Raw genomic sequence first — 24,205 nt, forward strand, 5'->3', positions numbered from 1 at the left:
CACTGCGCAGGTCAACGGGGAGAATGACAATGTATTGGCTGTTCCTGCTGCTTTCGCTGGGGTGTTTCACCTTTGCCATCAAGACACCGTCCACCGGCATGATGATGCTGTGGCTGGCCGGTGCACTGGTGTTCCTGCTGGCCTGGATCCGCGGCCGCTACCTGGCCAGCTTTGGCGGCGGCCAGCGGGGCGCGGCCGGGTCGCACGACATCTACAACGCGATCGACCCTGCCGAGCTGCGCCGGCTGCGCGAGCAGGCCCAGGCCCGGCGCGAGGCCGACCGCGACCCGAATGACCTTCCCCCGAGCCTATGACCCACCTCAGCGTCAACGTGAACAAGATCGCCGTCCTGCGCAATTCGCGCGGCGGCCAGGATCCTGATGTACTGCAGGCGGCCAGCGCCTGCCTGGACGCCGGTGCCCACGGCATCACCGTGCACCCGCGCCCGGATCGTCGGCATATCCACGCCGAGGACGTGCTCGCCCTCTCGGCGCTGACCAACGCGCGCGGCGTGGAATTCAACATCGAAGGCAACCCGTTCGCCCCACCGCGCCCGGGTTACCCGGGCCTGCTTCCGCTGTGCGCGCAGACCCGCCCCGCCCAGGCCACCCTGGTGCCCGACAGCGACGGCCAGCTCACCTCCGATCACGGCTTCGACTTCAGCCGCGACGCCGACCGCCTGCGCCCGTTGATCGCCGAACTCAAAAGCTACGGCTGCCGGGTCAGCCTGTTCGTGGACGCCGGCAACCCGGACCTGGCCCAGGCAGCCGACATTGGCGCTGACCGCATCGAGCTCTACACCGGCCCCTATGCTGAGGCGCACGCCGCGGGCGACGCCACCCTTATGCTCGCCCTGTTCGCCGACGCCGCCCGCCGCGCCCAGGCCGCCGGCCTCGGGGTCAACGCCGGCCACGACCTTTCCCAGGAAAACCTCCGGGATTTCCTGCAAACGGTCCCGAACGTCCTCGAAGTCTCGATCGGCCACGCCCTGATCAGCGAAGCCCTCTACGCCGGCCTGGACGCAACGGTAAAGGGCTACCTCGCCCTCCTGTGATGGATCCCGCGCAAAGGTAGATTCGGGCCCCGACCGGATGCTCTTCGCTGGGACCCAAGTGCGCTGAAGAATCCCCTGTGGATAACCCTGGGGAACAAACCCCAACCATTCAGCCCAAACCCAACAGGGGCGCGGATGGTGCTTCCCTACGACCCTGTGGTTAGTAATACTGCTAACCCATGCGTACCCCTCCGCACTCCGCCACGCTCCACCTCACGTCTCAGCCCCTGAGACGTCTCGCCGGTAGCCTCTGAAGATGGGTATCGCAATCAAAGGCCGTGGTTCCACCACGCACCTCGCCGGCCGTTTCGAAGTCACGGTCAGCGAAGCCATGGACGATGGCTGGGAACCCGAAACCAGCGAAGAATTCGCCACCCCGCGCCTGCGCACCGAAGTGCGCGCCGAAACCGCGCGGAGCATCATCAGCCGCAACAAATCCCCCGATGTAGGTTTCAGCCAATCGGTGAATCCCTACCGCGGCTGCGAGCACGGCTGCTCGTACTGCTTCGCGCGCCCCTCGCACGCCTTCCTCAATCTGTCTCCCGGCCTGGATTTCGAGACCAAGCTGTTTGCCAAGACCAATGCGCCGCAGCTGCTGCGCAAGGAACTCTCGCGGCCCGCCTACACCCCGCAGCCGATCGCCCTGGGCATCAACACCGACGCCTACCAGCCGATAGAACGCAAGCTCAAACTCACCCGCCAGCTGATCGAAGTGATGCTGGAAACCCAGCACCCGTTCTCGCTCATCACCAAGAACGCCCTCGTCGAGCGCGACATCGACCTGCTCGCCCCACTGGCGGAAAAGAACCTGGTCAGCGTGCATTTCTCGGTGACCTCGCTGGACCCGCACCTGTCGGCCCGCCTTGAGCCGCGCGCATCGGCCCCGCACGCGCGCCTGCGTGCCATGCGCCGCCTGCACGACGCCGGCATCCCCGTGGGCGTGATGGTGGCCCCGGTGATTCCCTGGATCAACGATTCCGAGCTGGAAGCGGTGCTCGAAGCATCACGCGACGCCGGCGCCAGCACCGCCGGCTACGTGCTGCTGCGCCTGCCACTCGAAGTGGCCCCGCTGTTCCGCGACTGGCTCGATACGCATCACCCGGACCGCGCCGCGCACGTGATGAGCACCATCAACCAGCTGCGTGGCGGCAAGGACTACAACAGCGAGTTCGGCACCCGCATGCGCGGCGAAGGTGTCTACGCCGACCTGCTCTCCAGCCGCTTCAAGCTCGCCCGCAAGCGCCTGGGCTTCGACGCGCAGAACAGCCATTGGCCGAAGCTGGACTGCACGAAGTTTGTTCGGCCGCTGCCGCCGAGGGAAGAGTCGCCGCAGGGGTCCTTGTTCTGAATCCCAATATCTACGACGAAGCCGCTAAGAGAACGGAAGCGGCCAAGACCAACGCTGGAGGTGAGGGCTGTGGCTGCACAAACTAAACCTGTTCTCTATCTTGCTGCAGTTCTTTTATTGGCAGGTTGCAATAGCACGTCAGTAAATTTGAGAACAGGGGAAATTCCTAATGCGACCAACTGCCGTCCAACCTCTGCAATCGCCGATGAAATAGCTGGATCACAGATGGCATGCCATCAAGGAGTTGCGGGAGATGGAGTTCAAGTGCTTATTTCGAACGCAAATAGGCGCGTGTCCGTGCGCAGTGACACGGCTGAAAGAGAGATGACATCGATCTTTATTCGGCCGGCTAGCGCAATAGGCGAGGCAGGCCCTGTCAGGTTCGATGCGTTCTATTCGCAGGGCTTGTTTGACCTGAGGGGAAAAACTGGCTGCGTAGGCGTGTTGGAAGATGGAACAGCGGAGATCAAGAAGTCGGCAAATACAACTACCCTGCACTACAAACTCCAGTTTCGGCTTGTGAGTCCGCTTGGTTGGCCGGAGGACTGCAAAGAACCCCATCGCATAGCTGGAGCTGTTGAGCTGTAGAACCCGCGGGCAAACACCGGCACCGCTTGGCACCAACGCAGGGCAATTTGATGGCACCTTCCCGGCTCTGGTACAACGGATTCGGGCACTACGACGCCAGTGTCGGCAGGTACATTCAGAGCGACCCAATTGGGCTGAGTGGAGAAGGATCGAGCTGGTAAGGTTCCAAGCGGACTTTCTTTGAGAAATGTAAATGAAGATGAGTGGTCAGGCCCAAAGATGGACACTTCTTGGAGCGCGCACGATCTCCTTGGTCGCTTTCTTCTATGCGCAGTTCAAGGCGGTCAGCACATACAAGCAACTACGCGAGTGCGTGGAACAAGTAGCGCAGCCGGTGGTAATCGAGCTCTGCCAGACTTATCCGGTTTCGATTGAGGGCTACATCTATCTCATCATTGCATCTGTTCTTGTCCTCTTCATTGCTTCTCACTCTCTTGACAAGAAAATCTGAAGTTCGCCTCCTGACCCCAGGTGAATCGTGTAGCCATCTGGATGGTGAGTCCTCTGCCCTGTAACCTCCACCAAGACAGTGAGCCGGCCCGCTTTCCGGCAGAGGTGTCAGCTCCGTCGCCCGTCGCGGCCGCCGCGTGAGGATTCGCCGCAGGGGCAGTTGTTCTGAAGCGTCACACGCCGATACCATTCCGCAGGAGCTGCTCATGGAAGGCAAGAGGACAATCGCACCACCGCTCTCCCCGAAAGAAAGAACACGCCTCTGGGTCGGTTTCCTCCTCTCATGGATCGCGTTGCCTGGGTGCTGGACACCGGCACCGACCTGGTCACGTTTTCAACGGAGCGCGTGATGGACATTGAGAGCTACCTCGCACTCATGCACTTTCACCCCAAGTGGAAAGAGTACGGGCTGGTACCGGCGGACCAGCTGCAACTGCTGATGGAGAGCTACGAACCTGGCATGGAGGATGCTTCAGAACACGACCGCAATGGCGTCTTCCATTGGTGGCTGAAGCAATCTCCGTCGAAAGACGTTCTGCTGAAGCTGGTCGAGCTTTCCTACCTGGACGCTGACCAGCTGATGGCCGACGACGTCAGACGACACATCACCAAGAGTGAGCGCTTTGACAGAGAAGTTGCGCAAGCCATCGCCCACGGCGCCATCAGAGAGCGTTGAGCTGGGTGCTGCGCGCCCGGGAAAGCAGGATGTCCGTACGCGCCCGCAGCCGCTCCGGATGCTGGGCATAGAGATCAGGTGCCCATGTGAAGGCAACCACCATCGCAGCCTCTTCGTCCGACAGCGCATCCAATGGCTTGGTGAACAAGCGCTGCGAAAGGGAGTTCAACCCCTGCCCCTTTCCGTTGTAGGCAAGGCTCGCATAGAGTCCCAACACCTCGTCCTGTGACAGGTGCAGGGAGACAAACAGCATATCGCCCTGGCGCCCGCCCGCGCATGCAGGAAGTGAAGACGCAGGTCTCGCCGATTTCACCTGCCTTCGCGCAGCCTCTGGGTGCCAGCTGCACACGCAGCATCCAGACGGAGCGAAGTACCGATGAACACCCGAGTTGATTACCCTGATCGAGGCGCCCTCGGGCCCGACATCGCCGTTGTGACTGAAACATCCGTCATCGAACCCGCGCCCGAAAGCGCGGTGTCATGGGGCGCGATCCTGGCCGGTGCCGTCGCCGCCGCAGCACTGTCGCTGGTCCTGCTTATCCTCGGCGTGGGGCTGGGCCTGTCCTCGGTATCGCCGTGGGCATTTGATGGCGTCTCGAAGGAAACCTTCGGCTGGGGCAGCATCGTCTGGCTGACCTTTACCGCACTCGCAGCCTCCGGCTTGGGCGGCTATCTGGCCGGCCGTCTGCGCACCAAGTGGACCCGCCTGCACGGCGATGAAACCTACTTCCGCGACACCGCCCACGGCTTCGTCTCCTGGGCCGTCGCCACGCTCCTCACCGCCGGCCTGCTGACCTCGGCCATTGGCGGCGTGCTTGGCACCGGCGTCAAAGCTGTCGGCGCAACTGCAGGTGCTGCAGCATCCACCGCCGGTGCTGCCGCCGCGGGTGCCGGCACCGCCGTCGCGGGGTCGGACCAGGGCGACCTGAACTACTGGGTGGACTCGCTGTTCCGCAGTGGCAGCATGCCCGCACCCATGCCCGGCCAGACGCCGGCTGATCCGGCCGCACCGGTCGATCCGTCGGCGATGGTTCCCGCGGTGGGTCCTGCAAACGCTGCACCGCCGCGCCCGCTGCCGCCGCAGGGCCCGCGACCGGGCGGCGACCGCCGTGAAGTGCGCGCCGAGGTGAACCGCATCATCGTCACCAGCCTGCAGTCCGAAGGCCTCAACCCGGCAGACAAGCAGTACCTGGCGCAGGTGATTGCCCGCGAGACCGGCATGAGCCAGGCCGAGGCCGAGGCCCGGGTTACCGAAACCCAGACCCGCATGCGTGCTGCACTGGAAGAAGCCAAGAACACCGCCAAGCAGGTGGCCGACGATGCGCGCAAGGCTACCGCCTACGCGGCACTGTGGCTGTTCATCACCCTGTTGATCGGCGCCTTCTTCGCCAGCCTCAGTGCCACCTGGGGCGGCCGTCGCCGCGACCTGTAACTTTTCAATCGAACAAGGAGACTTCCCATGAAGACCCTGCTGCTCTGGGCACTCGGCGTACCGATCCCGCTGTTGATCCTCTACGCGATTTTCTTCTGAGCATCGCAACCCTGTAGACCATCAGGCCGCCCATTGGGCGGCCTGATGCGTTGCACAGTAAACTTGCTTTGGAAGTAGAGCCCTACAGCGCAAATGGAATGCCTCATGACCAATACCCAGGGGAAGCCGCATCAGCGCGGCGCAACCATCAAGATCCTCACCCCCCCCTGCTTGTTGGCGCCTTGTTCGCTCCGGTAGCGCAGGCGTTCGACGCATCGCAATGGCAGGCCGTAGCACCCGCGATCCAGGCAGCTATTGAATGCCGCGCAAAGCCCAATACCACTGCTATGGCCTGGAAGGCGCTGCCCCGCGACGAAGCCGGCGCCATTGAGGCAATCAAGCCACCTGTGCCATTCACGGTGTTCGGTCTACCGGTGCAGGAAGTGTCCATCTTCATCGACGCGGACGGCCAACTGGGTGAGAGTTACACAGCAACCCTTGGTGCCAACGCAGCGGCGGTGCGCAAAGCTGCAAAACTCAGCACGGCGGGTGGGCGCACGACTACGATGGGCGAGCTCATGCTGGGCGAGGGCGTAGCGCCGCAGCTGACCTGCACGGTTGCGGGCACGTACGATGAAAGCGAGTATCAGGAAAACTGATCGATCTGCCGGGCTCAACTACTCGCCATCCCGCCCGGCAAGCTTCATGACCCAGCCAGGCACCGTGGGCTCGCCCGCGTAGAAGGACTTCGGTACCTTCTCGGCCATCGCCCAGCGCTGGATCCAGCTCATGCCGCTGCCGCCGTTGTAGCCGTCGGCGTGCTGGTAGGCAGGATCCTGCAGCGCAGCTTCCAGCGAGATGAAGCGGTAGCCGCGCCGACGGGTGGCGGCTATCAGCTCGCCCACGGAATCGGCATTGAGCGCATTGGCATGCATCAGCCAGACCTGTGCCGGCAGCCGGCCGAGTAGTTCCTGCGAGCGCTGTTCGTAGTAGTCGAGCTTGTTGAGCATGTACGGCACGTAGCCACGGCGCAGCTGCTGCATCAGCGCATCCCGCTTGGCCGGATCGCTTTCGGTGTCGCGCACGTGGTCGTACGCAAAGGCCCAGATCCATTCGCTGTTGTCGATCGTGACCGGGGCGATCTCATAGCCGTGCCGCTTCAGGAACGCGCCAAGCTCCGCGCGCACCTCCGGCGATTGCCCGGCATGCAGGTAGGGATGCCGGAACCAGCGCGGCGTCTGCCCGGTTTCGGCCAGCAGCGGGCGCAGGGTGGCTTCACCGCGCAGGATGTCCTGCTCGTAAGCTTCCAGCGGCATCGCATGCAGGTCGACATGCCCGAAGGTGTGGTTGCCCAGCTCGAACCCGGCATCACGCCAGTCGCGAAGCATCTGCACGCGCGTGGGTTGCACCTGGCCGCCGACCTCAAGCTTGGCCTCGTTGACGAAGCCCACCACCGGGACGCTGGCGTGCTTCAGCGCGGCAAGCAACCTGGCGTGTTGGGCGGCGAGCTCCGGCTCGGTACGTTCGCCCAGCCGCTGCCAGGGAAGATCGTCGATGGTCAGCGCGATGCGCCGATCCGGCTCGGCCGCATGGGCCATACCCGAAATGCACGCGAGTGCCAGAACGACACACCAAGCCCATCCACTTCGCACCCGCAGCTCCCTTCTTGATAGCTGGGCCAGCATAGCGCCGTCTCCGGTCACCCTCAAACGCTGGGCCCAGGCATGCCACTATCTGTCGTGCCCTCGCCGGGGGTATGGTTGCGAGAACTTCCGGAGGTACCCATGAAGTCTCCCGGCAAACCAGCCTCCCAGACGCACCATTTGGAATCGGGGACGCCGTCGGCGTTGTTCGTCGCATTGCGCAATCTGCTGCTGGCCCACAAGCAGGCGCTGGCGGTCGTGCACGATACCGACACCCACTTCTACGCCAACTGCAAAGACGATGACAGCAAGGGCAAGGCGCAGTTCTTCGGGGCGGTGAAAGTCTCTGCCAGAAAGCACGCCTTCCACTTCATGCCGGTCTACGACTTTCCCGAGCTGCTGCAGAGCCTCAGTCCTGGCCTGAAGAAGCGCATGCAGGGGAAATCATGCTTCAACTTCGACGTCATCGATCCCACCCTGCTGCAGGAGCTCCAGCAGCTGATCGAACAGGGCGTCTCCCGTTACAAGGCAGCTGGCAAACTCTGAAGCAACGGTCAGACCAGCAGGACTTCGCAGGCCACCCTCCCCGTCGCAGTTTCTGAGAGCCGGAACGGTAAAGCTCTCGCCCATGCTCCCGCCCGACTTCCGATGGATCAAACCCGCCGCCACCGCCTACGACGAAACGGTGATCGCCCATGGCGACACGTGGGTGGTCCACATCTATCAACCCGAGCGAGGCAGGGAATGGGTGGCCATGCTTGATGCGCATCGGGAGCCGGAAGGCCGGCGGCACCGGCGCTGCACCGCCTTTGCCAATGGCAAAACCGGCGCCGAGCTATGGGTGCAGCGGGAGCAGGCGCGGCTTCGGTTGGAGATACAGGATAGGGTGGGAACTCAGAGGTTTCTGATACAACGAACCTGAGGAAGCAGGTAGCCTTCTGCATTCTTGCCCAGGTCGCGACGCGACGGGTCTTACACGTTGAAGGAACCAACGATGACGAATGAAGAAGCTTCCGTTGAGGACTTCAACAGCAAGATCGCTCGCATGCGGAAGGACCTGGCTGCCAGAGGCGGTAGCCTGAGCCTGAGCTTGGCCGCTCCACCGCTTTGGAGAATCGCCTGGCGGTTGGGCTTGAAGTGGACACCGCCGTTGTTCCGGAGCTTCTGGGTCAATGCCCTGGCGTTCGGGAGCGTATGGGCCGTGGTGTGGCTGATCGCCTGGATGTACCTTCCGTTCCTTCCAATGCCCGATGGCGTAGCGGCCGTTGGAGCGGCACTATTCGGCGGATCGACCTTCGCGGTGGTGATGGCCGGCGTCGCGGATGTTCACCGCAAACGACTGCAACTTCCACCCTGGCGCAGATACTGATCCGAAATGGGCTGCACTTGGCGGTGAGCACTTCTGCAGCTCACGCCATCAACCACACCCGGATCAGCGACACCAGTTTGTCCACGTCCAGCGGCTTGGCGACGTAGTCGTTCGCACCGGCCTGGATGCATTGCTGCTGGTCATCGGGCATCGCCTTGGCGGTGAGGGCGATGATCGGCAGCTTGCCGAAGCGCCCGTCCTGGCGGATCTCACGGGTGGCGGTAAGGCCATCCTTGACCGGCATCATGATGTCCATCAGTACCAGTTCGATGGGCGACGGGCCGCCGACGGCCGCCGTCAGCACGTCAATGGCTTCCTGGCCGTTGCGCGCGATGGTGACCTTGCACCCGTGGGGCTCCAGCACGTTCATCAGCGCATAGATGTTGCGCACATCATCCTCGACCACCAGCACGCGGCGGCCTTCCAACGCGGTGTCGCGGTGCTGCGCAGAACGGATCATGCCCTGCTGTGATTCGGGCAGGTCGCTCACTACCTTGTGCAGGAACAGCGTGACCTCATCGAGCAGGCGTTCGGGCGAGCGCGCGCCCTTGATGATGATCGAACTCGAGTACCGTCCCAGCCGCACCTCTTCGGCAGGCGACAGCACCCGGCCGGTGTAGACGATGATCGGCGGCAGCGCATGCGGGCTCTGCTCGCTGAGCAGCTCGAGCAGCTCGAAGCCGGAGGCATCGGGCAGGCTCAGGTCCAGCACCATGCAGTCGAATGTATGCTGGGCCAGCGCCTGCAGGCACTCCGAGGCCGAGCGCGCGCCGATGGTTTCCACATCGGCCAGCGCCAGCAGCTGGCGCACCGCGTCCAGCTGCACATCGTCATCTTCCACCACCAGCACCAGGCGCGGCCGCTGCGACAGCCTGCGCTCCAGCGAGAGCAGCACGTTGCCCAGCTCCTCGCGGGTGGCCGGCTTGCCGAGATAACCCACCGCACCCAGCGCCAGCGCCTTGCGCGAATGGTCCGTCGCCGACACCACATGGATGGGAATGTGCCGCGTGCGGATGTCGTGCTTGAGCACGTCCAGCACCGACAGGCCGGATTGGTCGGGCAGGCCGATGTCCAGCACGATGGCGTGCGGAAGCTCCGTGCGCGCGGCGGCCAGGGCCTCTGCCGCCGTCTGCGCCACCTGTGCTCGGAAGCCCATCTCCACCGCCAGGTCGCTGACGATCTGGCCGAAGGCAGGGTCATCCTCGATGATCAGGATCAGGCCGCGGCCGTTGCTGCTGGCCTTGCTGCCTGGGGCGACCACGGGGCGCGCTTCCAGCGCCATGGCCACACCACCCGCTGCGAATGCCGCGCGTGCGGGCGCCGGCACTGGCAGCGCTTCAGGCGCTGCAGGGCGCTCGGTGGTTGCCAGCCGTGTGGCGACCACCAACCGGAAGCAGCTGCCCTTGCCGGGCTCGCTTTCCACCGTGATGTCGCCGCCCAGCAGGCGTGCAAGTTCCTGGGAAATGGACAGCCCCAGGCCCGTGCCGCCATAGCGCCGGCTGATCGAACCATCGGCCTGCTGGAAGGCATCGAAAATGCGTGCCTGCTGCTCCGGCGCAATGCCGATCCCGCTGTCGGTCACTGCGAACGCCACCTTGCCGTTCCCGGCCGACGAAACCGACACCGTGACCCCTCCGGTTTCGGTGAACTTCAGTGCGTTCGACAGCAGGTTCTTCAGGATCTGCTCGATGCGCTGGCGATCGGATTCGATCACCACCGGGCAATCGGCCGTCATCGACACGTCCAGCGTCAGGCCCTTCTCGCTGGCTACCGGGCCCAGCAGCGCCGAGATGTCGGTCAGCAGCTTTTCCACGCCGAACCGCTCGGCGTGCACTTCAATGTGCCCGGCCTCGATCTTGGACAGGTCCAGGATCTCGTTGATGAGGTTGAGCAGGTCGGTGCCGGACGAATGGATGGTGCGCGCGAACTTCACCTGCTCCGCGCTCAGGTTGCCGTCGCGGTTGTCGCCCAGCAGCTTGGAAAGAATGAGTGCCGAATTGAGCGGCGTGCGCAGCTCGTGCGACATGTTGGCCAGGAACTCGGACTTGTACTGGCTCGCGCGCTGTACCTTGTCCGCCTCGGCCACGATGGCCGCGTTGGCCCGCGCCAACTTGTCGCGCTCGTTCTCCAACTGCTGCGACTGGTCGAACAGCTGGTTGTTGGTCTGCTCCAGCTCGGCCTGCTGCTCTTCCAGCTCGTGCTGGGAGCCGCGCAGCGCCCGGCTCTGCTCCTCCAGTTCCTCGTTGGAAACCCGCAGTTCCTCACTCTGCACCTGCAGCGCTTCGGTCTGCCGCTGGGTCTGTGCCAACAGCTCGGAAAGCTTGGCGCGGTAGGCCGCCGACCGCAGCGCTACCGCCATGTCGCCGGATGCCAGCTGGAGAAGCTCCACCACTTCGCTTGGCACCGCGCTGAAGAAGCCCAGCTCGATCACCCCGCTCACTTCGCCCTCGTGGATGCTGGGAGCGATGACGAGGTGGCGCGGCTGCGCCTGCCCCAACCCGGAGCCGACCGTGAAGTAGCCCGGCGGCACGTCCGACACCACCAGCACGCGCTTCTCGTCCACCGCGCGGCCGAGCAGGCTGCCGCTGTCGCGCAACTGGGCGGTCCCGTCCGGGGCGGACGCGGTGCCCACCGCACCGATCTGCCGGAAGCCGTTGTCCTCCGGCACGAACAACATGCCGGCTTGTGCGCCGGTGAAGCCGGCCAGGAAGCCCAAGCTGGCCCGCGCGAGCGAACCGCTGTCCAGGTCGCCACCGGTGGCGGTGGTGAGCTCCAGCCGACCCCGCTGCAACCACGCATCGCGCTCGCGGGCCCGAGTATGGCGGCGCAGCAGGATGGCGATGAAGATCGTCAGCACGATGCCCAGCACCGCGCTGGCCGCGCCGGAGCTCAGCGCCGCGTTGTAGGCCGATTCCATCTCTTCAAGACGCTTGGCGCGCTTGTCCAGTTCGATGGCCCCCATCGAGGCCAGGCGCGCACGGATGTCGTCCATGGCTGCCTTGCCGCGGTTGGAACCGACCACCTCCAGGGTGGGCTCCAAGCCTTGGGTGCGCCGCACCTCGATGGTTTCATGCAGTTCGTCCAGCTTGTCCTGGACCCGCCGTGCCAGCAGCTTGAGCCGGTCGACCTGGGCCGGGTCATCGGCCAAGGACTTTTCCACTGTCTCCAGCCGGGTGCTGGCTACCCCCAGGGCGGTGCGATAGGGCTCCAGGTAGCTGTCATCGCCAGTGAGCAGATAGCCGCGCTGGCCGGTCTCGGCGTCCTGCACCGCAGAGAGCACATCGCCCAGCGCGGTCATCGTCTCCTGGGAGCGGATGACCAGGGCGTTGCCCTCGCGGATGGTGTGGATGTTCTTGCCGGCCAGGAACCCGCTGCCGAGGAAGAACAGCATGACCGCCAGCAGGGGCCAAAGCGTGCGGACGCCGGTTCCGGCCTGGGTGGCAACGCGGGGTTTGGGCGTGGTGGGCATGGGTTGGCAGGTGGGTGGGTGCAACCCATCAGATTATCACGCGCGCAGGCTGCGGAACCCTTGCCGGATCGCTTGTCAGACTGTTCCGTCTGCTGGATGGTGAACTCCATCCTCCACGGGAACGTAGGGTATGGCGAAGGGGTTGATGCCTTCCAGGCACCCGACGTTGAACCCGTACTGATGAGGGTTCGAGCGGCGTCGGTGATGGGTGTAGATGCCGCAGTTGCTGCAGAAGTAGTGCTTGGCCGTGTGTGTGTTGAACTCGTAGCGCTTGAGGTGCTCTGCCCCCTTCACGACACGAAGCCCGGAGAGAGGCACCGAAGCCACCACCGCGCCTTTGCGCCGACAGATCGAGCAGTCACACCGGCGTGGGCTCTCGATGCCGTTGGGAAGATCAAGCTCCAGCTCCACGGCGCCGCAGTGGCACGTGGCGCGGTGCTTGGGTTGGATGGGGACGCCGCCAACTTCCTTCAGCATGTGCAGTTCACCTTGGCTCTAACCAAATCCAATCTGGTGCCCGGACCGAATCCACGTCGCATCCACTGGGCCATTGAAGCCCACCACGGCATCCACTCCGCAACGCGGGCAGAGCGCGGTCTGATCTTCGATGGGAGGCTCACGTCGCATACTGCGCCACACCATTGCCGAACGACCAGTTCTCGCGCTTCACCTCCACCAGGTTGATGAAGACATCCTCAAGGCGAATGCCCACCGCTTCGTGCAGGCCATGGGCGACGGCGCTGTAGAAGGCTTTCTTCTGCTCCAGCGTGCGGCCCTCGTTCCAGGTGACCTGGATGCAGATGAAGTCATCGGTGCGCGCAATGCCCAGGTAGCCGGGGTCGTAGATGAGTCCATCCGGTTCGTGCTCCTGGATGATCTGGAAGCGATCATCCTTCGGCACGCCGATGCTGAGCATGGCGTCGTACACCACCTGGCCAACCTGCTGCCGGTAGGCGGCGGTCTTGCCTTTGCGGAGGTCAATGCGGGCCAAAGGCATGGCGGACTCCTCACGGATCTGTGTGCCTGGCAATGGAAGCACATGGGCGGGTGCGGTGCCACTACATGGCGCTGCGTGGGGGCCCGCCCAGCCTCGGTCCTCAGCGGTCCTTTACTTGCGCGCGCCAGGTGATGGGCTTGTCTGCCGCTGTGGCCTGGTCTTTGAACTGGCCGTCGTTCCAAAGCGGCCTGACGGTGATCTGGCCGTGGACCACTTCAATCCTTATATGGACACCCACGTCAAAGCCGAACCTGCGCAGCCAGGTGCCGCGCAGCATCACAAAGGGAACGGGGCCAAAGTGGTCGCGGTCGCGCTCGAAGATCTGCGGAACCGCACGTACGTTGTTGATCTGGCTGTACTGCATCCACCGCTCGCGCGGGACGCGGTGGTCTTCAGTCGGCTGGGCCGGGTCGCTCTTCATGGTTTGCCTCCAAACGGGGAATGGCCCCCGCCGGTGAGGGCGAGGGCGTCGGGAGGTCAAAAACCGTGCATAACCAGACGGCGGGCGTATTCCCCCGTAAAGGGTCTTGTATTAACCACCCTCCCGACATGGGGCATCCACTATTTTCGGTTATGCGGAGTTTTTGAGCTCCGGCACCCACCATGCAGACGTCGGCTGCGCAACACAAAACGATTGTTTCTGTTGAATTTTCGATTTCAGTAGGCACAGCCTACTGGTGACGCGTGCAGCCCGTTGCAGCATTCCGATTGGTGTTTCTGTGTGAACCAGCCCACGCATCTCACCCACCCCCGTAAAGCTTCTCCGCGCTCTGGAACAGGATCCAGCTTGTCGCAATGAACTTGTCCCCGCCCTGCGGGCGGTTGCCCCGGTGGGTGTGGGTGAATGCGGTAGGCGCAATCAGCAGGCTGCCGGTGCGCGGGGCGATCTTCCGGTCCTGGAACAGGAACTCGGTTTCGCCGGCGTCGAACTCGTCGTTGAGGTACAGCGTCCACAGCAGGTGCCGGTGCAGGGTCTCCGCACCGGGGTCGCGCGGGTAAAGCTCGCAGTGCCAATAGGGGTAACCGCCCTCGCCCGCCGCGTACCACTGCAGGTTGATGGCGCCCGGGCGCAGGCAGGTACGGGCCAGTTCGGACAGCGCGTTGTCGTCCATGCCGGGGAAATCTTCAGCCTTCAGGCGGCGCGCGGTGCCATCGTTGTCTTGAACCTGCAACATCAGCGGGGAGATCAGCGCCTGTGGATAACGGCGTAGATAAGTCAAAACCCCGCTGAATACTGCTTGTTGCAGCTGGATTTCCACCTGGCGCCACTCGGGACGCCCACTTATGCGCAGATCCTTGCTGTGCTTGAGTTCCGGGAACACGCCGCTGCCTACTTCGCCGGGCTTCAACTGTGCGCTGGCGCGCATCTGGGCCTGTATGGCGGCGCAGGTCTCAACGGGGATGGCGTTGTGGATTACTTCGATGAAGTCGAGAGGGGTATCGGCCGGCATGGGGTCATCCGTGGGCGTTTCAGCCCGATGGTGACCTGTGTTGGTGCAGGTGTCACCCCGTTGCCATGATTGGGAACGGGGTCACAAAGGGTCGCGCTACGTCAGGCCCGGGCGTCGTGCTCGCGGTGGTAGCGGGTGGCTTCGGCCACTTCGTTGCGTGAGCCGAGGAACACCGGCACGCGCTGGTGCAGGTGGTCGGGCTGGATGTCCAGGATGCGCTCGCGGCCGGTGGTGGCGGCGCCGCCGGCCTGTTCCACCAGCAGGCCCATGGGGTTGGCTTCGTACATCAGGCGCAGCTTGCCGGCCTTGCTGGTGTCCTTCTTGTCCCACGGGTAGATGAAGATGCCGCCGCGGGTAAGGATGCGGTGCACGTCGGCCACCATGCTGGCGATCCAGCGCATGTTGAAGTTCTTGCCGCGCGCGCCTTCCTTGCCGGCCAGCAGGTCCTGCACGTAGCCCTGCATCGGGGCTTCCCAATGGCGCTGGTTGGACATGTTGATGGCGAATTCCTGGGTGTCCTCTGGAATGCGCATGTCACGCTGGGTGAGCACGAATTCGCCGGTTTCACGGTCCAGGGTGAACGAATGGGTGCCGTGGCCGGTGGTGAGCACCATCTGCGTGCTGGGGCCGTAGATGCAGTAGCCCGCCGCGATCTGGGCGGTGCCCGGCTGCAGGAAGCTCTCGTCGGTGGGCTGTTCGGTGCCCGCCGGGCTGCGCAGCACCGAGAAAATGGTACCGACCGAGACGTTCACGTCGATGTTGGAGCTGCCATCGAGGGGATCGAACAGCAGCAGGAAGTCGCCGCGCGGGTAGGTGTCCGGCACGGGCTGGCAGTGGTCCATTTCCTCGGAGGCACAGGCCGCCAGGTGGCCGCCCCAGGCGTTGGCCTCGAGCAGGATCTCGTTGCTGATCACGTCGAGCTTCTTCTGCGCCTCGCCCTGGACGTTGCCGGTACCGGCGTCGCCGAGCACGCCGCCCAGCGCGCCCTTGCTGACCGCGATGGAGATGTTGGTGCAGGCGCGGCCAACCACTGCGATGAGCTGGCGCAGGTCGGCATTGATGCGGCCTGCGTGCTGCTCTTCAATCAGGTACCGGGTAAGCGACGTACGGGACATGGAATGGCTGCCAAAGACATTTCGGGGGCCGTATTGTGGCCCGTTCGGCAGGGCATTACGAGGCAACCGGGACACGTAACCGGTTTCAACCTGCCTGCACGAAAAGAAAAACGGCCGCACGTGGCGGCCGTCCTTCATTTCACCGTTGCAGCAGCTCAGCCCTTGGCGACGGTCGACACGGCCTTGGCCACGTACTCCAGGTTGCCCTGGTTCAGCGCGGCCACGCAGATGCGGCCGGTGCCCACGGCGTAGATGCCGTACTCGTCGCGCAGGCGGTCCACCTGCGCGCGGCTCAGGCCCGAATACGAGAACATGCCGGCCTGGTCGTTGATGAAGGCGAACTCCGGTGCACCGGCGGCCACCAGCTTGTCCACCAGGCCGTGGCGCAGGGCGTGGATGCGCTCGCGCATCTCGGTCAGTTCCTGCTCCCACAGCTGGCGCAGCTCGGGGCTGGTCAGCACGCCGGCCACCAGGGCCGCGCCGTGGGTGGAGGGGCTGGAGTAGATGGTGCGGATGATGCGCTTGACCTGCGACTGCACGGCCTTGGCGGCGTTCGCATCCGGGGCCACCACCGACAGCGCGCCCACGCGTTCGCCATACAGCGAGAACGACTTGGAGTACGAGTTGGCGACCACGAAGCTGTCGATGCCGGCCTCGGCGATGATGCGCACGGCGGCGCCATCTTCGTCGATACCCTTGTCGAAGCCCTGGTAGGCCATGTCGATGAACGGGAACAGCTGGCGTTCCTTCAGCAGCTCGGCCACCTGCTTCCACTGGGCCACGGTGAGGTCGGCGCCGGTGGGGTTGTGGCAGCAGGCGTGCAGCAGCACCACGGTGCCCGGCTGCAGCTTGTTCAGGTCAGCCAGCATGCCGGCGAAATCCACGCCGTGGGTGGCCGGGTCGAAGTAGGCGTACTCGACCACTTCAAAGCCGGCCGCGCCGAACACCGCGCGATGGTTTTCCCAGCTCGGGTTGCTGATGGCGATGGTGGCGTGCGGCAGCAGGCGGTGCAGCAGGTCCGCGCCCACGCGCAGGGCACCGCTGCCACCGATGGTCTGCGAGGTGGCCACGCGGCCGGCGGCCAGCAGCGGCGAATCTTTGCCGAAGACCAGTTCGCGGGTGGCCTGGGTGTAGGCAGGCAGGCCGTCGATCGGCAGGTAGCCGCGCGGTTTGGCTTCGCCAGCCAGCTGCTGCTCGATCTGCTTCACGGCGCGAAGCAGCGGAATGCGGCCGCTTTCGTCGTAATAGATGCCCACGCCCAGGTTGACCTTGGTGGGGCGGCTGTCGGCGTTGTATGCCTCGGTCAGGCCCAGGATCGGGTCGCCCGGGACCAGTTCCACATTTGCAAAGAAGGACACGGCGGTACTCATTCGGATGACGGATGGGGGAGGTTGGCGCGAAACTACCTCATCGTAACAAAGCCTCGGCGTGGGCGCGGCGGCTGCCGTCACGCTTGGGACCGTACCCTGTCGTGCGGTGCTCATTTTCTGGAGATTCCCCTCTGCGCATGTTCCGTCTTACCCCCCTGGCGTACTGGTGTGCGCTGCTTTCGGCCACCGCCCTGCCGAACCTGGCACAGGCCCAGGCTGCCCCGGTTTCCGCTGCCCCGATCGAGCGGCTGCCCACGGTTCAGGTGCAGGCCGCACGGGGCCAGCAGGTGGCCGATGTGGATCTGCCGGCCTCGCTCAGCACGGTGTGGCTGGATGACGATGCCAACGGCACCCTGGCCCAGATCGCTGACGCATTGAGCGGGGTGCCCGGCGTGGTCGCACGCGACCGCCAGAACCTGGCCCAGGACACCCAGCTTTCCATCCGGGGCTTCGGCGCGCGTTCCACCTTCGGGGTGCGCGGGGTGCGGGTGCTGGTGGACGGGGTGCCGGCCACCATGCCCGATGGGCAGGGTCAGCTCTCGCACGCCAGCATGCTTTCCGCCCAGCGCGTAGAGGTGCTGCGCGGGCCGTTCTCGGCGCTGTACGGAAACTCGTCCGGCGGCGTGGTGCAGGTGTGGAGCGCCGATGGCCAGGCCGGCGATCCCTGGCGGCTGCGGGTGGCCGGCGGCAGCGACGGCACGCTCAGCGCCGGGGCGCAGCTGCGCGGCGAGCAGGGCCCGGTGCGCTACAACGTGGCGACCAACCACTTCCGCACCGATGGCTGGCGCGAGCACAGCGCAGCGCGCCGCGAATCGGTGAACGCGCGGCTGGGCACCGACGTGGGCGGCGGCCAGCTGGACCTGGTGCTGAACTACTTCGATTCCCCCGACGCGAAGGACCCGCTGGGCCTCACCCGCGAGCAGGTGCGGCAGGACCCGCGCCAGGCCACGGCGGTGGCCACCCAGTACAACACCCGAAAATCGGTGCGCCAGGCGCAGGCTGGGCTGGTGTTCACCCGCACCCAAGGGGCCCAGACCTGGCGCGCGATGGGCTATGCCGGGCAGCGCAGCGTGGAGCAGTTCCTGGCCATTCCGCCGGGGCCGCAGGCCAACCCGCTGCACGCCGGTGGGGTGATCGACCTGGACGGCGGCTATGGCGGGCTGGACCTGCGCTGGGGCTGGCAGGGCGACTGGGCCGGGCGGCCGCTGGAAGTGGTGATCGGCGCCAATGCCGACCAGCAGCAGCAGGATCGACGCGGTTATGAGAATTTCGTCGGCGATACGCTGGGTGTGCGCGGCGCACTGCGGCGCGACCAGGCCGACCGGGTGCGCAACGTGGACCAGTTCGCGCAGGCGTTCTGGCAGTGGGCGCCGCGCTGGTCGCTGCTGCTGGGCGTGCGCCACAGCGAGGTGCGGTTCCGCTCCAACGACCACTACGTCACCGCGCGCAACCCGGACGACAGCGGCGCGCGCGACTACTCCGCCACCACGCCGGTGGCCGGGGTGGTGTTCCACGCCAGCGATGCCTGGCGGGTGTATGCCTCGGCCGGACGCGGGTTTGAAACGCCCACCTTCAACGAACTGGGCTACCGGTCAGATGGCGCGGCCGGGTTGGCGCTGAACCTCTCGGCCGCGCGCAGCCGGAACCTGGAGCTGGGCGGAAAGTGGCGCGGTGCCGGTGGCGCGTCCTTCGATGCAGCGGTGTTCCGCGCCGATACCGATGACGAGCTGGCCGTGGCCAGCAACACCAACGGGCGCAGCACCTACCGCAACATCGGCAGGACCCGCCGGCAGGGCGTGGAAGCCAGCCTGCAGCTGCCGATCACCGCGGCGCTGGAGGCCAGCCTGGCCTATACCTACGTGGAAGCCACGGTGCGCGAGCCGTATCTGGTGTGCGCGGGCACGGGCTGCGCCGTCCCCAACACGGTGGTGGCGGCCGGCTCACGGCTGCCCGGCGTGCCGGAGCAGCAGTGGTTCGGGCGGCTGCAGTACCAGCCCGGCGCGTGGCAGTGGGCCGGCGAGGTGGTGGCCTCAAGCGATACGGTGGTGAATGACCTGGCCACCGACCAGGCGCCAGGGTATGCCCTGTTCAATCTGGAAGCGGCCCGCAGGTGGACCACCGCGCAGGGCGCGCTGCGGGTGTTCGCGAGGGTGGACAACGTGCTGGACCAGCGTTACATCGGCTCGGTGATCGTCAACGACGGCAACCAGCGGTTCTTCGAACCGGGGCCGGACCGACGCTACAGCGTGGGGGTGCAGTGGGCGTGGCAATGATCCACGCCCACCCTGCCCCATTCACTTGGGAATCTTGGCCGGCACGAACGGCGACGTAGGGTCACTGGCGGGGAACGTCTCCTCCAACGCCTCGTCCTGGTTGTCGCTCTCGTGCGCCTTGCGCGCGGCGCGGTGGTGCTCATGCTCTTCCCCGCCCGGGTGCGGCGCGGCGGCCGGGTCCTTACGGTCGCGGGAGGGGTGCACCTCACCGACGTGGACCGGGTCGATGCCGGTGCGCATGTGCTCGGGCGCTTCGGAGGGCGACATGCCGGCGCCGCGGTCTTCTTCGTTCTGCAGGTCGTGCTTGGCGCGCTGTTCGCCCGGTACCGGGGCGGTGGCTTCGCGCAGGGGATCGCGTTGCATGGTGGTGGTCTCCGTGGAGGGTTGGCTGGACTGTACGCACCCCGGAGGGGAGGCCGACGTGAAGCGGAGCGCGCCGATCTCAACGGATCTGTCACGGCTGGATAACGGCGGCGGGGCTATTCCTGCCAACCCCCACCCCTGCCGGAGACGTGCCATGCCCCGCTTGGATCGCCGTACCGCACCCGCGCTGTTCAACGCCTACCTGCAGCCGGACCGGAACGCGCGCCGCGGCCGTCGTCCGCGCGCCGAAGAGCCGGAGGCCGTGGCGCAGGACTACCTGCAGTACATGCGCAGCGATTACGAACGCCGCCGCAGTCAGGGAAGGCGCAGCTGGAAGGATCTTTACCCGGCGTATGCCTTCGCGCTGACCACCCACTATGCAGACTGGCCGCGTGGCAGCGACGACGACACCGACGGCGAGCTGGCCGAGCACTGGGAACAGATGCGCGGCCAGTCACGGCTGGGCTGGCAGCAGGCGCGCGCGATCGTCGAGGACGCCTGGATGGCGCTGGACCACATGCCCGCCGCCGCAGTGCACGGGCAGCTGCAGTAAGCGGCGCGTGCAGCCGGCCTTTACGGGCCGGACACGGGCGTTTCACGCCCTGCGCGGTACAGCTGGCCTCCCGCCTTGCACTGGAGTGGCGCCGCCATGGCCCGACCGATCTGGACTGGAACCCTGTCATTCGGGCTGCTGAATGTGCCGGTGTCGCTGATGTCGGGCGAGCGCAAGACCGACCTCAGCTTCCGCATGCTAGATTCACGCGACCGCAAGCCGATCCGCTTCGAGCGGGTCAACGCCGATACCGGCGAAGAAGTGCCGTGGAAGGACATCGTCAAGGCTTACGAATACGACAAGGGCAGTTATGTCGTGCTGGATGAGGCCGATATCAAATCGGCCGCGCCGGAAAGCCACGAAACCGTGGAAGTGGAAAGCTTCGTCGACGCAAGCCAGATCGACCCGCGCTACTTCGAAAAGCCCTACCTGCTGGTACCGGGCAAAAAAGCCGAGAAGGGCTACGTGCTGCTGCGCGAAACCCTGCGCAGCACCGGCAAGGTGGGGATTGCCCGCGTGGTGGTGCGCACCCGCGAATACCTGTGCGCGGTGATGCCGCACGAGCATGCGCTGGTGCTGCTCATCCTGCGCTACCCGCAGGAGCTGGTGGATCCTGAAGAACACAAGCTGCCTACCGGCTCGCTGGCCGACTACCGGATCAGCAGCAAGGAAACGGCGATGGCCGAGCAGCTGATCGAATCGATGTCCGGTGAATGGAAGCCGGACGACTACCACGACGAATTCCGCGAACGCCTGCAGGCAGTGCTGACCAAGCGCATCAAACAGAAGGGCGGCACCACCACCGTGGAAGACGAGCCGGCCGCGCCGCATGACGCCACCACCAACGTGGTGGACTTCATGTCGCTGCTGCAGAAGAGCCTGGATGCGAAGAAACGGACCCCGGCCAAGAAGACGGCGGTGTCGAAGGTGGTGAAGAAGGCGGCACCTGCGAAGAAGGCAGCCAAAACCACCAAGGCGGCAACCAAGGCGACCAAAGCCACGAAGGCGACGAAGAAGCCTGCCAAGAGCGCGCCGACGCGCAAGGCCGGGTAAGCGCCATGTCATTGCAGGAGTACCGGCGCAAGCGCCGCTTCGGTGAAACCCCGGAACCCGACGACGAGCGCCGGGGCGCCGTCGCGCGCCGACCCATCTTCGTGGTGCAGCTGCATCACGCCAGTGCACGTCACTACGATTTCCGGTTGGAAGCCGATGGCGTGCTGAAGAGCTGGGCCGTGCCGAAGGGACCGTCGCTGCGCGTGGGCGAGAAGCGGCTGGCGGTGGAGGTGGAAGACCACCCGCTGTCCTACGCCACGTTCGAGGGCGATATTCCCGAAGGCCACTACGGCGCCGGGCATGTGGATGTCTACGACCACGGCACGTGGGCCTGTGATGGCGACCCGCTGGAGGCGATCGCCGCCGGCAAAGTCGACCTCGTGCTGCATGGGAGCCGGCTCAAGGGCGGCTGGAAGCTGGTGCGCACCAACATGAAAGGGAAGCAGCATCAGTGGCTGCTGATCAAGCGTGATGACGAGGAGGCGCGCGATACCGACGCGGACGCGCTGCTGGAGGAGGCTGTGCCACCGAAGCGAACGTCGACGAAGACCGTAAAGACCATCAAGTCCACCACGACCACAAAGACAAGCTCCAGCCGCTCTTCCAGGACGACCAGGACAATCAAACCGGTTGCACGCCGCAACGCCGACGCTCGCTGGGCAAAACGCGCGCTGTCGCTGGAGCATGCACGCGACAAGCCCTATCCCCACGACTTCAAACCCCAGCTCACCGATCACCGCGACACTGCACCCGACGGCGAAACCTGGCTGCACGAGATCAAGTGGGATGGCTACCGCCTGCTGGCCGATGTGCGCGATGGCGTGGTGGCGCTGCGCTCGCGCAACGGCTTGAACTGGACGGAAGACTTCCCGGAAGTGGTGCAGGCCATTCAGGCACTGCCGGTCACCGACCTGCGCCTGGATGGCGAGCTGGTGGTGCTGGATGCGCAGGGCCGCAGCGATTTCACCGGCCTGCAGAAAGTGATTGACGGCACCGCCAAGCAGCCGCTGCGCTACGTGGTGTTCGACATGCCCGGCGTGGCCGGTGTGGATATCAGCCGCGCGCCGCTGCTGGAACGCAAGACACTGCTGAAGGACCTGCTGGGTGACACGCCCGGCACACTGGCATACAGCGACCACGTGCTCGATCACGGCCCGGCGGTTTTCGAGGCAAGCGGCAAGGCCGGCTTCGAAGGCATCATCAGCAAGCGGGTGGATGCGCCGTACGTCAACGCGCGCTCGCCCAGCTGGGTGAAGGTGAAGCACGAGAACACCGATGAGTTCCTGGTGGTGGGATACACCGACCCCAAGGGATCACGCAGTGGCTTCGGCTCACTGTTGATGGCTGTGCCCGAAAAAAGCGGCCTGCGTTACGTGGGCCGCGTGGGTACCGGCTTCGATGATGCCAAGCTGGCTGCCATGCACCGCCAGCTGAAGGCATTGGATACCGACAAGGCCGCCGTGGAACTGCCTTCGCACGTGCCGTTCAAGGCGAGCAGCGTGCATTGGGTCAAACCCACGTTGGTGGCCGAAGTTGCCTTCCGTGGCTGGGCCAAGGAAGGGCTGCTGCGGCAGGCCAGCTTCAAGCGCCTGCGCGAAGACAAGACGGCCAAGGAGCTGGGTGCGGCTGCCAGTGCGGTACCTGCCAAGGCCGCGAAGGCGACGAAGGCACCCGCAAAGGCGAAAGCGCCCGATCGCGCCGCCGACGGCGTGACCATCTCGCACCCCGAACGTGTGGTGTTCGCCAACGCCAGGCTGACCAAGGGCGACGTCGCCGACTATTACCGGCAGATGGCGCGCTGGATCCTGCCCGAGGTCGCCCGCCGCCCGCTGTCACTGCTGCGCTGCCCCGATGGCGTGGACAAGCCGTGCTTCTTCCAGAAGCACCACGGCACCGGCCTGGGCGACGCGGTGGAAGCCATCCCGCTGGAGCAGAAGAGCGGCCGCGAGGACTACCTCTATATCGAAGACACCGAAGGCCTGCTGCAGCTGGTGCAGATGAACACCCTGGAACTGCACCCGTGGGGCGCCAGCGTGGACGACCCCGAGCATCCGGACCGGTTGGTGTTCGACCTGGATCCCGGTGAGGGCGTGACCTGGGCGGCGATCAAGGCCGCAGCACGCGATGTGCGCGACCGCCTGCAGGAGATCGGGTTGGAAAGCTTCGTACGCCTGTCCGGCGGCAAGGGCGTGCACGTGGTGGTGCCACTCACGCCCAAGGCGGATTGGGCGCAGGCCAAGGATTTCTGCGAGTCGTTCGCCCAGGCGATGGCCGAGCACGCACCGGATCGCTACGTGGCCACGATGAGCAAGGCCAAGCGCACCGGCGTGATCTTCATTGATTGGCTGCGCAATGCGCGCGGCGCCACAAGCGTGTGTTCGTGGTCGCTGCGTGCCAGGCCATCAGCCGGCGTGGCAGTGCCGCTGCGCTGGGAAGAGCTGGGACGTGTCACCGCCGCCGATGCGTTTGCGTTGCCCAAGGCGCTGCAGCGTGCGCAGAAGCTGAAGAAAGATCCCTGGGAAGGGATCGATCAGGTCAAGCAGGTGTTGCCTGCGCTGTGATCGGGCGCGCGGACTCACCGAGGCCGATACCGCGCTCCAACCCAGATTCCAATCGCCTGCACCGGCAACGACACCAACAACGTCACCACGAACCAGAACGGGTAATCGCTGCCCAGGTCCCACGCGGCAAACACCGACGCGGCGGCAATCAATACCCACACCACGCCCCCATGCACATACGGCCACATTGGCGCATAGCGCGCCGCAAATGCCGTAGCGGCAATGCCACCCAGGATCGTCCAGCCCAGGTCCCACGCCAGCCGCACCTCGCCCTCGCCCAAGCCCAGCCAGGGCGCGATCCATCCACCGGCACCGCTCACCATGCCCAGCACGAACAGCGCCACCACGACGCAGAGCACCGAGAGCACCACGGTCTTCGCGGTGGACAGTGCGGACATCGA

25 protein-coding genes are annotated in these 24,205 nt (G+C 65.2%); 14 read left to right on the forward strand and 11 right to left on the reverse strand.

Annotated features, from left to right (window positions below; all coding sequences use genetic code 11):
* The first annotated feature begins 29 nt into the window (after nucleotides 1-29).
* The 5 genes from BAY15_RS00670 (at nucleotide 30) to BAY15_RS00690 (ending at nucleotide 4,116) form a co-directional block, all read left to right on the forward strand.
* Nucleotides 30-314: a hypothetical protein gene (locus BAY15_RS00670; protein WP_068848043.1), complete on the forward strand. Its 285-nt coding sequence runs from the start codon at nucleotides 30-32 to the stop codon at nucleotides 312-314.
* Nucleotides 311-1,054 carry a pyridoxine 5'-phosphate synthase gene (locus tag BAY15_RS00675; RefSeq protein WP_068848045.1) on the forward strand — a complete coding sequence of 248 codons (744 nt, stop codon included), beginning with the start codon at nucleotides 311-313 and terminating at the stop codon, nucleotides 1,052-1,054. Before BAY15_RS00670 ends, BAY15_RS00675 begins: the two co-directional genes overlap by 4 nt.
* 256 nt (nucleotides 1,055-1,310) lie before the next feature.
* Nucleotides 1,311-2,402 carry a PA0069 family radical SAM protein gene (locus tag BAY15_RS00680; protein WP_068848047.1) on the forward strand — a complete coding sequence of 364 codons (1,092 nt, stop codon included), beginning with the start codon at nucleotides 1,311-1,313 and terminating at the stop codon, nucleotides 2,400-2,402.
* Nucleotides 2,403-3,183: 781 nt separating this feature from the next.
* Entirely contained in the window at nucleotides 3,184-3,441 is a 258-nt protein-coding gene (locus BAY15_RS00685; protein ID WP_068848049.1) for a hypothetical protein, read from the forward strand.
* A 282-nt stretch (nucleotides 3,442-3,723) separates the two neighbouring features.
* Nucleotides 3,724-4,116 (forward strand): hypothetical protein, encoded by a 393-nt coding sequence (locus tag BAY15_RS00690; protein WP_237334296.1) that lies wholly within the window; start codon nucleotides 3,724-3,726, stop codon nucleotides 4,114-4,116.
* Here BAY15_RS00690 and BAY15_RS00695 read toward each other — a convergent pair.
* Nucleotides 4,103-4,369: a transglycosylase domain-containing protein gene (locus BAY15_RS00695; RefSeq protein WP_068848050.1), complete on the reverse strand. Its 267-nt coding sequence runs from the start codon at nucleotides 4,367-4,369 to the stop codon at nucleotides 4,103-4,105. The two genes, BAY15_RS00690 and BAY15_RS00695, sit on opposite strands and share 14 nt — an antisense overlap.
* 123 nt (nucleotides 4,370-4,492) lie before the next feature.
* Here BAY15_RS00695 and BAY15_RS00700 point away from each other — a divergent pair, with 123 nt between their 5' ends.
* Both BAY15_RS00700 and BAY15_RS00705 read left to right on the forward strand, forming a co-directional pair.
* Nucleotides 4,493-5,548, forward strand: coding sequence for a hypothetical protein (locus tag BAY15_RS00700; RefSeq protein ID WP_068848052.1), 1,056 nt, complete (start codon nucleotides 4,493-4,495; stop codon nucleotides 5,546-5,548).
* A gap of 281 nt (nucleotides 5,549-5,829) precedes the next feature.
* The gene (locus tag BAY15_RS00705) at nucleotides 5,830-6,246 is read left to right on the forward strand and encodes a hypothetical protein (RefSeq protein ID WP_157771656.1); all 417 of its coding nucleotides are present in this window, start codon (nucleotides 5,830-5,832) and stop codon (nucleotides 6,244-6,246) included.
* A gap of 18 nt (nucleotides 6,247-6,264) precedes the next feature.
* Here BAY15_RS00705 and BAY15_RS00710 read toward each other — a convergent pair whose 3' ends face one another.
* Nucleotides 6,265-7,185, reverse strand: coding sequence for a polysaccharide deacetylase family protein (locus BAY15_RS00710; RefSeq protein WP_068848057.1), 921 nt, complete (start codon nucleotides 7,183-7,185; stop codon nucleotides 6,265-6,267).
* A 186-nt stretch (nucleotides 7,186-7,371) separates the two neighbouring features.
* Between BAY15_RS00710 and BAY15_RS00715 the strand changes: the two genes are divergently transcribed.
* From BAY15_RS00715 to BAY15_RS00725, 3 genes are all read left to right on the forward strand, one after another.
* Nucleotides 7,372-7,776 carry a hypothetical protein gene (locus BAY15_RS00715; RefSeq protein ID WP_157771657.1) on the forward strand — a complete coding sequence of 135 codons (405 nt, stop codon included), beginning with the start codon at nucleotides 7,372-7,374 and terminating at the stop codon, nucleotides 7,774-7,776.
* Nucleotides 7,777-7,858: 82 nt separating this feature from the next.
* A complete protein-coding gene (locus tag BAY15_RS00720) occupies nucleotides 7,859-8,152 on the forward strand; it encodes a hypothetical protein (RefSeq protein WP_068848059.1) in 294 nt (97 codons plus the stop codon).
* A 72-nt stretch (nucleotides 8,153-8,224) separates the two neighbouring features.
* Entirely contained in the window at nucleotides 8,225-8,599 is a 375-nt protein-coding gene (locus BAY15_RS00725; protein WP_068848060.1) for a DUF6404 family protein, read from the forward strand.
* A 40-nt stretch (nucleotides 8,600-8,639) separates the two neighbouring features.
* On the opposite strand, the gene BAY15_RS00730 is transcribed toward BAY15_RS00725, so the two are convergent.
* The 7 genes from BAY15_RS00730 to BAY15_RS00760 all read right to left on the reverse strand — a co-directional run bounded on the left by BAY15_RS00730 (nucleotide 8,640) and on the right by BAY15_RS00760 (nucleotide 16,989).
* Nucleotides 8,640-11,990: a response regulator gene (locus BAY15_RS00730; protein ID WP_068854473.1), complete on the reverse strand. Its 3,351-nt coding sequence runs from the start codon at nucleotides 11,988-11,990 to the stop codon at nucleotides 8,640-8,642.
* Nucleotides 11,991-12,143: 153 nt separating this feature from the next.
* Nucleotides 12,144-12,545: a GFA family protein gene (locus BAY15_RS00735; RefSeq protein ID WP_068848062.1), complete on the reverse strand. Its 402-nt coding sequence runs from the start codon at nucleotides 12,543-12,545 to the stop codon at nucleotides 12,144-12,146.
* A 139-nt stretch (nucleotides 12,546-12,684) separates the two neighbouring features.
* The gene (locus tag BAY15_RS00740) at nucleotides 12,685-13,065 is read right to left on the reverse strand and encodes a tautomerase family protein (protein ID WP_068848063.1); all 381 of its coding nucleotides are present in this window, start codon (nucleotides 13,063-13,065) and stop codon (nucleotides 12,685-12,687) included.
* Between the two features lie 100 nt (nucleotides 13,066-13,165).
* A complete protein-coding gene (locus BAY15_RS00745; RefSeq protein ID WP_068848065.1) occupies nucleotides 13,166-13,486 on the reverse strand; it encodes a SymE family type I addiction module toxin in 321 nt (106 codons plus the stop codon).
* 319 nt (nucleotides 13,487-13,805) lie between these two features.
* Complete coding sequence (locus tag BAY15_RS00750; RefSeq protein WP_068848069.1) at nucleotides 13,806-14,516, reverse strand: 2OG-Fe(II) oxygenase; 711 nt, start codon at nucleotides 14,514-14,516, stop codon at nucleotides 13,806-13,808.
* Between the two features lie 101 nt (nucleotides 14,517-14,617).
* Entirely contained in the window at nucleotides 14,618-15,631 is a 1,014-nt protein-coding gene (locus tag BAY15_RS00755) for a class 1 fructose-bisphosphatase (protein WP_068848071.1), read from the reverse strand.
* Nucleotides 15,632-15,786: 155 nt separating this feature from the next.
* Nucleotides 15,787-16,989: an aromatic amino acid transaminase gene (locus BAY15_RS00760; protein ID WP_068854474.1), complete on the reverse strand. Its 1,203-nt coding sequence runs from the start codon at nucleotides 16,987-16,989 to the stop codon at nucleotides 15,787-15,789.
* Between the two features lie 149 nt (nucleotides 16,990-17,138).
* On the opposite strand from BAY15_RS00760, the gene BAY15_RS00765 reads away from it, so the two are divergent.
* Nucleotides 17,139-19,274, forward strand: coding sequence for a TonB-dependent receptor family protein (locus BAY15_RS00765; RefSeq protein ID WP_068848073.1), 2,136 nt, complete (start codon nucleotides 17,139-17,141; stop codon nucleotides 19,272-19,274).
* 21 nt (nucleotides 19,275-19,295) lie between these two features.
* Here the strand turns inward: BAY15_RS00765 and BAY15_RS00770 are convergent, their stop codons facing one another.
* On the reverse strand, nucleotides 19,296-19,637 hold the full coding sequence (locus BAY15_RS00770; protein WP_068848076.1) for a hypothetical protein: 342 nt from the start codon (nucleotides 19,635-19,637) through the stop codon (nucleotides 19,296-19,298).
* 154 nt (nucleotides 19,638-19,791) lie between these two features.
* Between BAY15_RS00770 and BAY15_RS00775 the strand changes: the two genes are divergently transcribed.
* The 3 genes from BAY15_RS00775 (at nucleotide 19,792) to ligD (ending at nucleotide 23,804) form a co-directional block, all read left to right on the forward strand.
* Nucleotides 19,792-20,190, forward strand: a complete 399-nt coding sequence (locus tag BAY15_RS00775; RefSeq protein ID WP_068848077.1) for a hypothetical protein — start codon at nucleotides 19,792-19,794, stop codon at nucleotides 20,188-20,190.
* Nucleotides 20,191-20,286: 96 nt separating this feature from the next.
* Entirely contained in the window at nucleotides 20,287-21,243 is a 957-nt protein-coding gene (locus BAY15_RS00780; RefSeq protein WP_068848079.1) for a Ku protein, read from the forward strand.
* 5 nt (nucleotides 21,244-21,248) lie between these two features.
* The gene (gene ligD, locus BAY15_RS00785; RefSeq protein WP_068848081.1) at nucleotides 21,249-23,804 is read left to right on the forward strand and encodes a DNA ligase D; all 2,556 of its coding nucleotides are present in this window, start codon (nucleotides 21,249-21,251) and stop codon (nucleotides 23,802-23,804) included.
* Between the two features lie 14 nt (nucleotides 23,805-23,818).
* On the opposite strand, the gene BAY15_RS00790 is transcribed toward ligD, so the two are convergent.
* Nucleotides 23,819-24,202: a hypothetical protein gene (locus tag BAY15_RS00790; RefSeq protein WP_068854475.1), complete on the reverse strand. Its 384-nt coding sequence runs from the start codon at nucleotides 24,200-24,202 to the stop codon at nucleotides 23,819-23,821.
* Between the last annotated feature and the right edge of the window lie 3 nt (nucleotides 24,203-24,205).

Source organism: Stenotrophomonas rhizophila (assembly GCF_001704155.1).
Classification (GTDB): Bacteria; Pseudomonadota; Gammaproteobacteria; order Xanthomonadales; family Xanthomonadaceae; genus Stenotrophomonas; species Stenotrophomonas rhizophila_A.

Bases quoted from the DNA above. Each gene is read 5' to 3' on its own strand.
- BAY15_RS00670 (WP_068848043.1), top strand. From the start codon at position 30: ATGTATTGGCTGTTCCTGCTGCTTTCGCTGGGGTGTTTCACCTTTGCC.
- BAY15_RS00675 (WP_068848045.1), top strand. From the start codon at position 311: ATGACCCACCTCAGCGTCAACGTGAACAAGATCGCCGTCCTGCGCAAT.
- BAY15_RS00680 (WP_068848047.1), top strand. From the start codon at position 1,311: ATGGGTATCGCAATCAAAGGCCGTGGTTCCACCACGCACCTCGCCGGC.
- BAY15_RS00685 (WP_068848049.1), top strand. From the start codon at position 3,184: ATGAAGATGAGTGGTCAGGCCCAAAGATGGACACTTCTTGGAGCGCGC.
- BAY15_RS00690 (WP_237334296.1), top strand. From the start codon at position 3,724: ATGGATCGCGTTGCCTGGGTGCTGGACACCGGCACCGACCTGGTCACG.
- BAY15_RS00695 (WP_068848050.1), bottom strand. From the start codon at position 4,369: ATGCTGTTTGTCTCCCTGCACCTGTCACAGGACGAGGTGTTGGGACTC.
- BAY15_RS00700 (WP_068848052.1), top strand. From the start codon at position 4,493: ATGAACACCCGAGTTGATTACCCTGATCGAGGCGCCCTCGGGCCCGAC.
- BAY15_RS00710 (WP_068848057.1), bottom strand. From the start codon at position 7,185: ATGGCCCATGCGGCCGAGCCGGATCGGCGCATCGCGCTGACCATCGAC.
- BAY15_RS00715 (WP_157771657.1), top strand. From the start codon at position 7,372: ATGAAGTCTCCCGGCAAACCAGCCTCCCAGACGCACCATTTGGAATCG.
- BAY15_RS00720 (WP_068848059.1), top strand. From the start codon at position 7,859: ATGCTCCCGCCCGACTTCCGATGGATCAAACCCGCCGCCACCGCCTAC.
- BAY15_RS00725 (WP_068848060.1), top strand. From the start codon at position 8,225: ATGACGAATGAAGAAGCTTCCGTTGAGGACTTCAACAGCAAGATCGCT.
- BAY15_RS00730 (WP_068854473.1), bottom strand. From the start codon at position 11,990: ATGCTGTTCTTCCTCGGCAGCGGGTTCCTGGCCGGCAAGAACATCCAC.
- BAY15_RS00735 (WP_068848062.1), bottom strand. From the start codon at position 12,545: ATGCTGAAGGAAGTTGGCGGCGTCCCCATCCAACCCAAGCACCGCGCC.
- BAY15_RS00740 (WP_068848063.1), bottom strand. From the start codon at position 13,065: ATGCCTTTGGCCCGCATTGACCTCCGCAAAGGCAAGACCGCCGCCTAC.
- BAY15_RS00745 (WP_068848065.1), bottom strand. From the start codon at position 13,486: ATGAAGAGCGACCCGGCCCAGCCGACTGAAGACCACCGCGTCCCGCGC.
- BAY15_RS00750 (WP_068848069.1), bottom strand. From the start codon at position 14,516: ATGCCGGCCGATACCCCTCTCGACTTCATCGAAGTAATCCACAACGCC.
- BAY15_RS00755 (WP_068848071.1), bottom strand. From the start codon at position 15,631: ATGTCCCGTACGTCGCTTACCCGGTACCTGATTGAAGAGCAGCACGCA.
- BAY15_RS00765 (WP_068848073.1), top strand. From the start codon at position 17,139: ATGTTCCGTCTTACCCCCCTGGCGTACTGGTGTGCGCTGCTTTCGGCC.
- BAY15_RS00770 (WP_068848076.1), bottom strand. From the start codon at position 19,637: ATGCAACGCGATCCCCTGCGCGAAGCCACCGCCCCGGTACCGGGCGAA.
- BAY15_RS00775 (WP_068848077.1), top strand. From the start codon at position 19,792: ATGCCCCGCTTGGATCGCCGTACCGCACCCGCGCTGTTCAACGCCTAC.
- BAY15_RS00780 (WP_068848079.1), top strand. From the start codon at position 20,287: ATGGCCCGACCGATCTGGACTGGAACCCTGTCATTCGGGCTGCTGAAT.
- ligD (WP_068848081.1), top strand. From the start codon at position 21,249: ATGTCATTGCAGGAGTACCGGCGCAAGCGCCGCTTCGGTGAAACCCCG.
- BAY15_RS00790 (WP_068854475.1), bottom strand. From the start codon at position 24,202: ATGTCCGCACTGTCCACCGCGAAGACCGTGGTGCTCTCGGTGCTCTGC.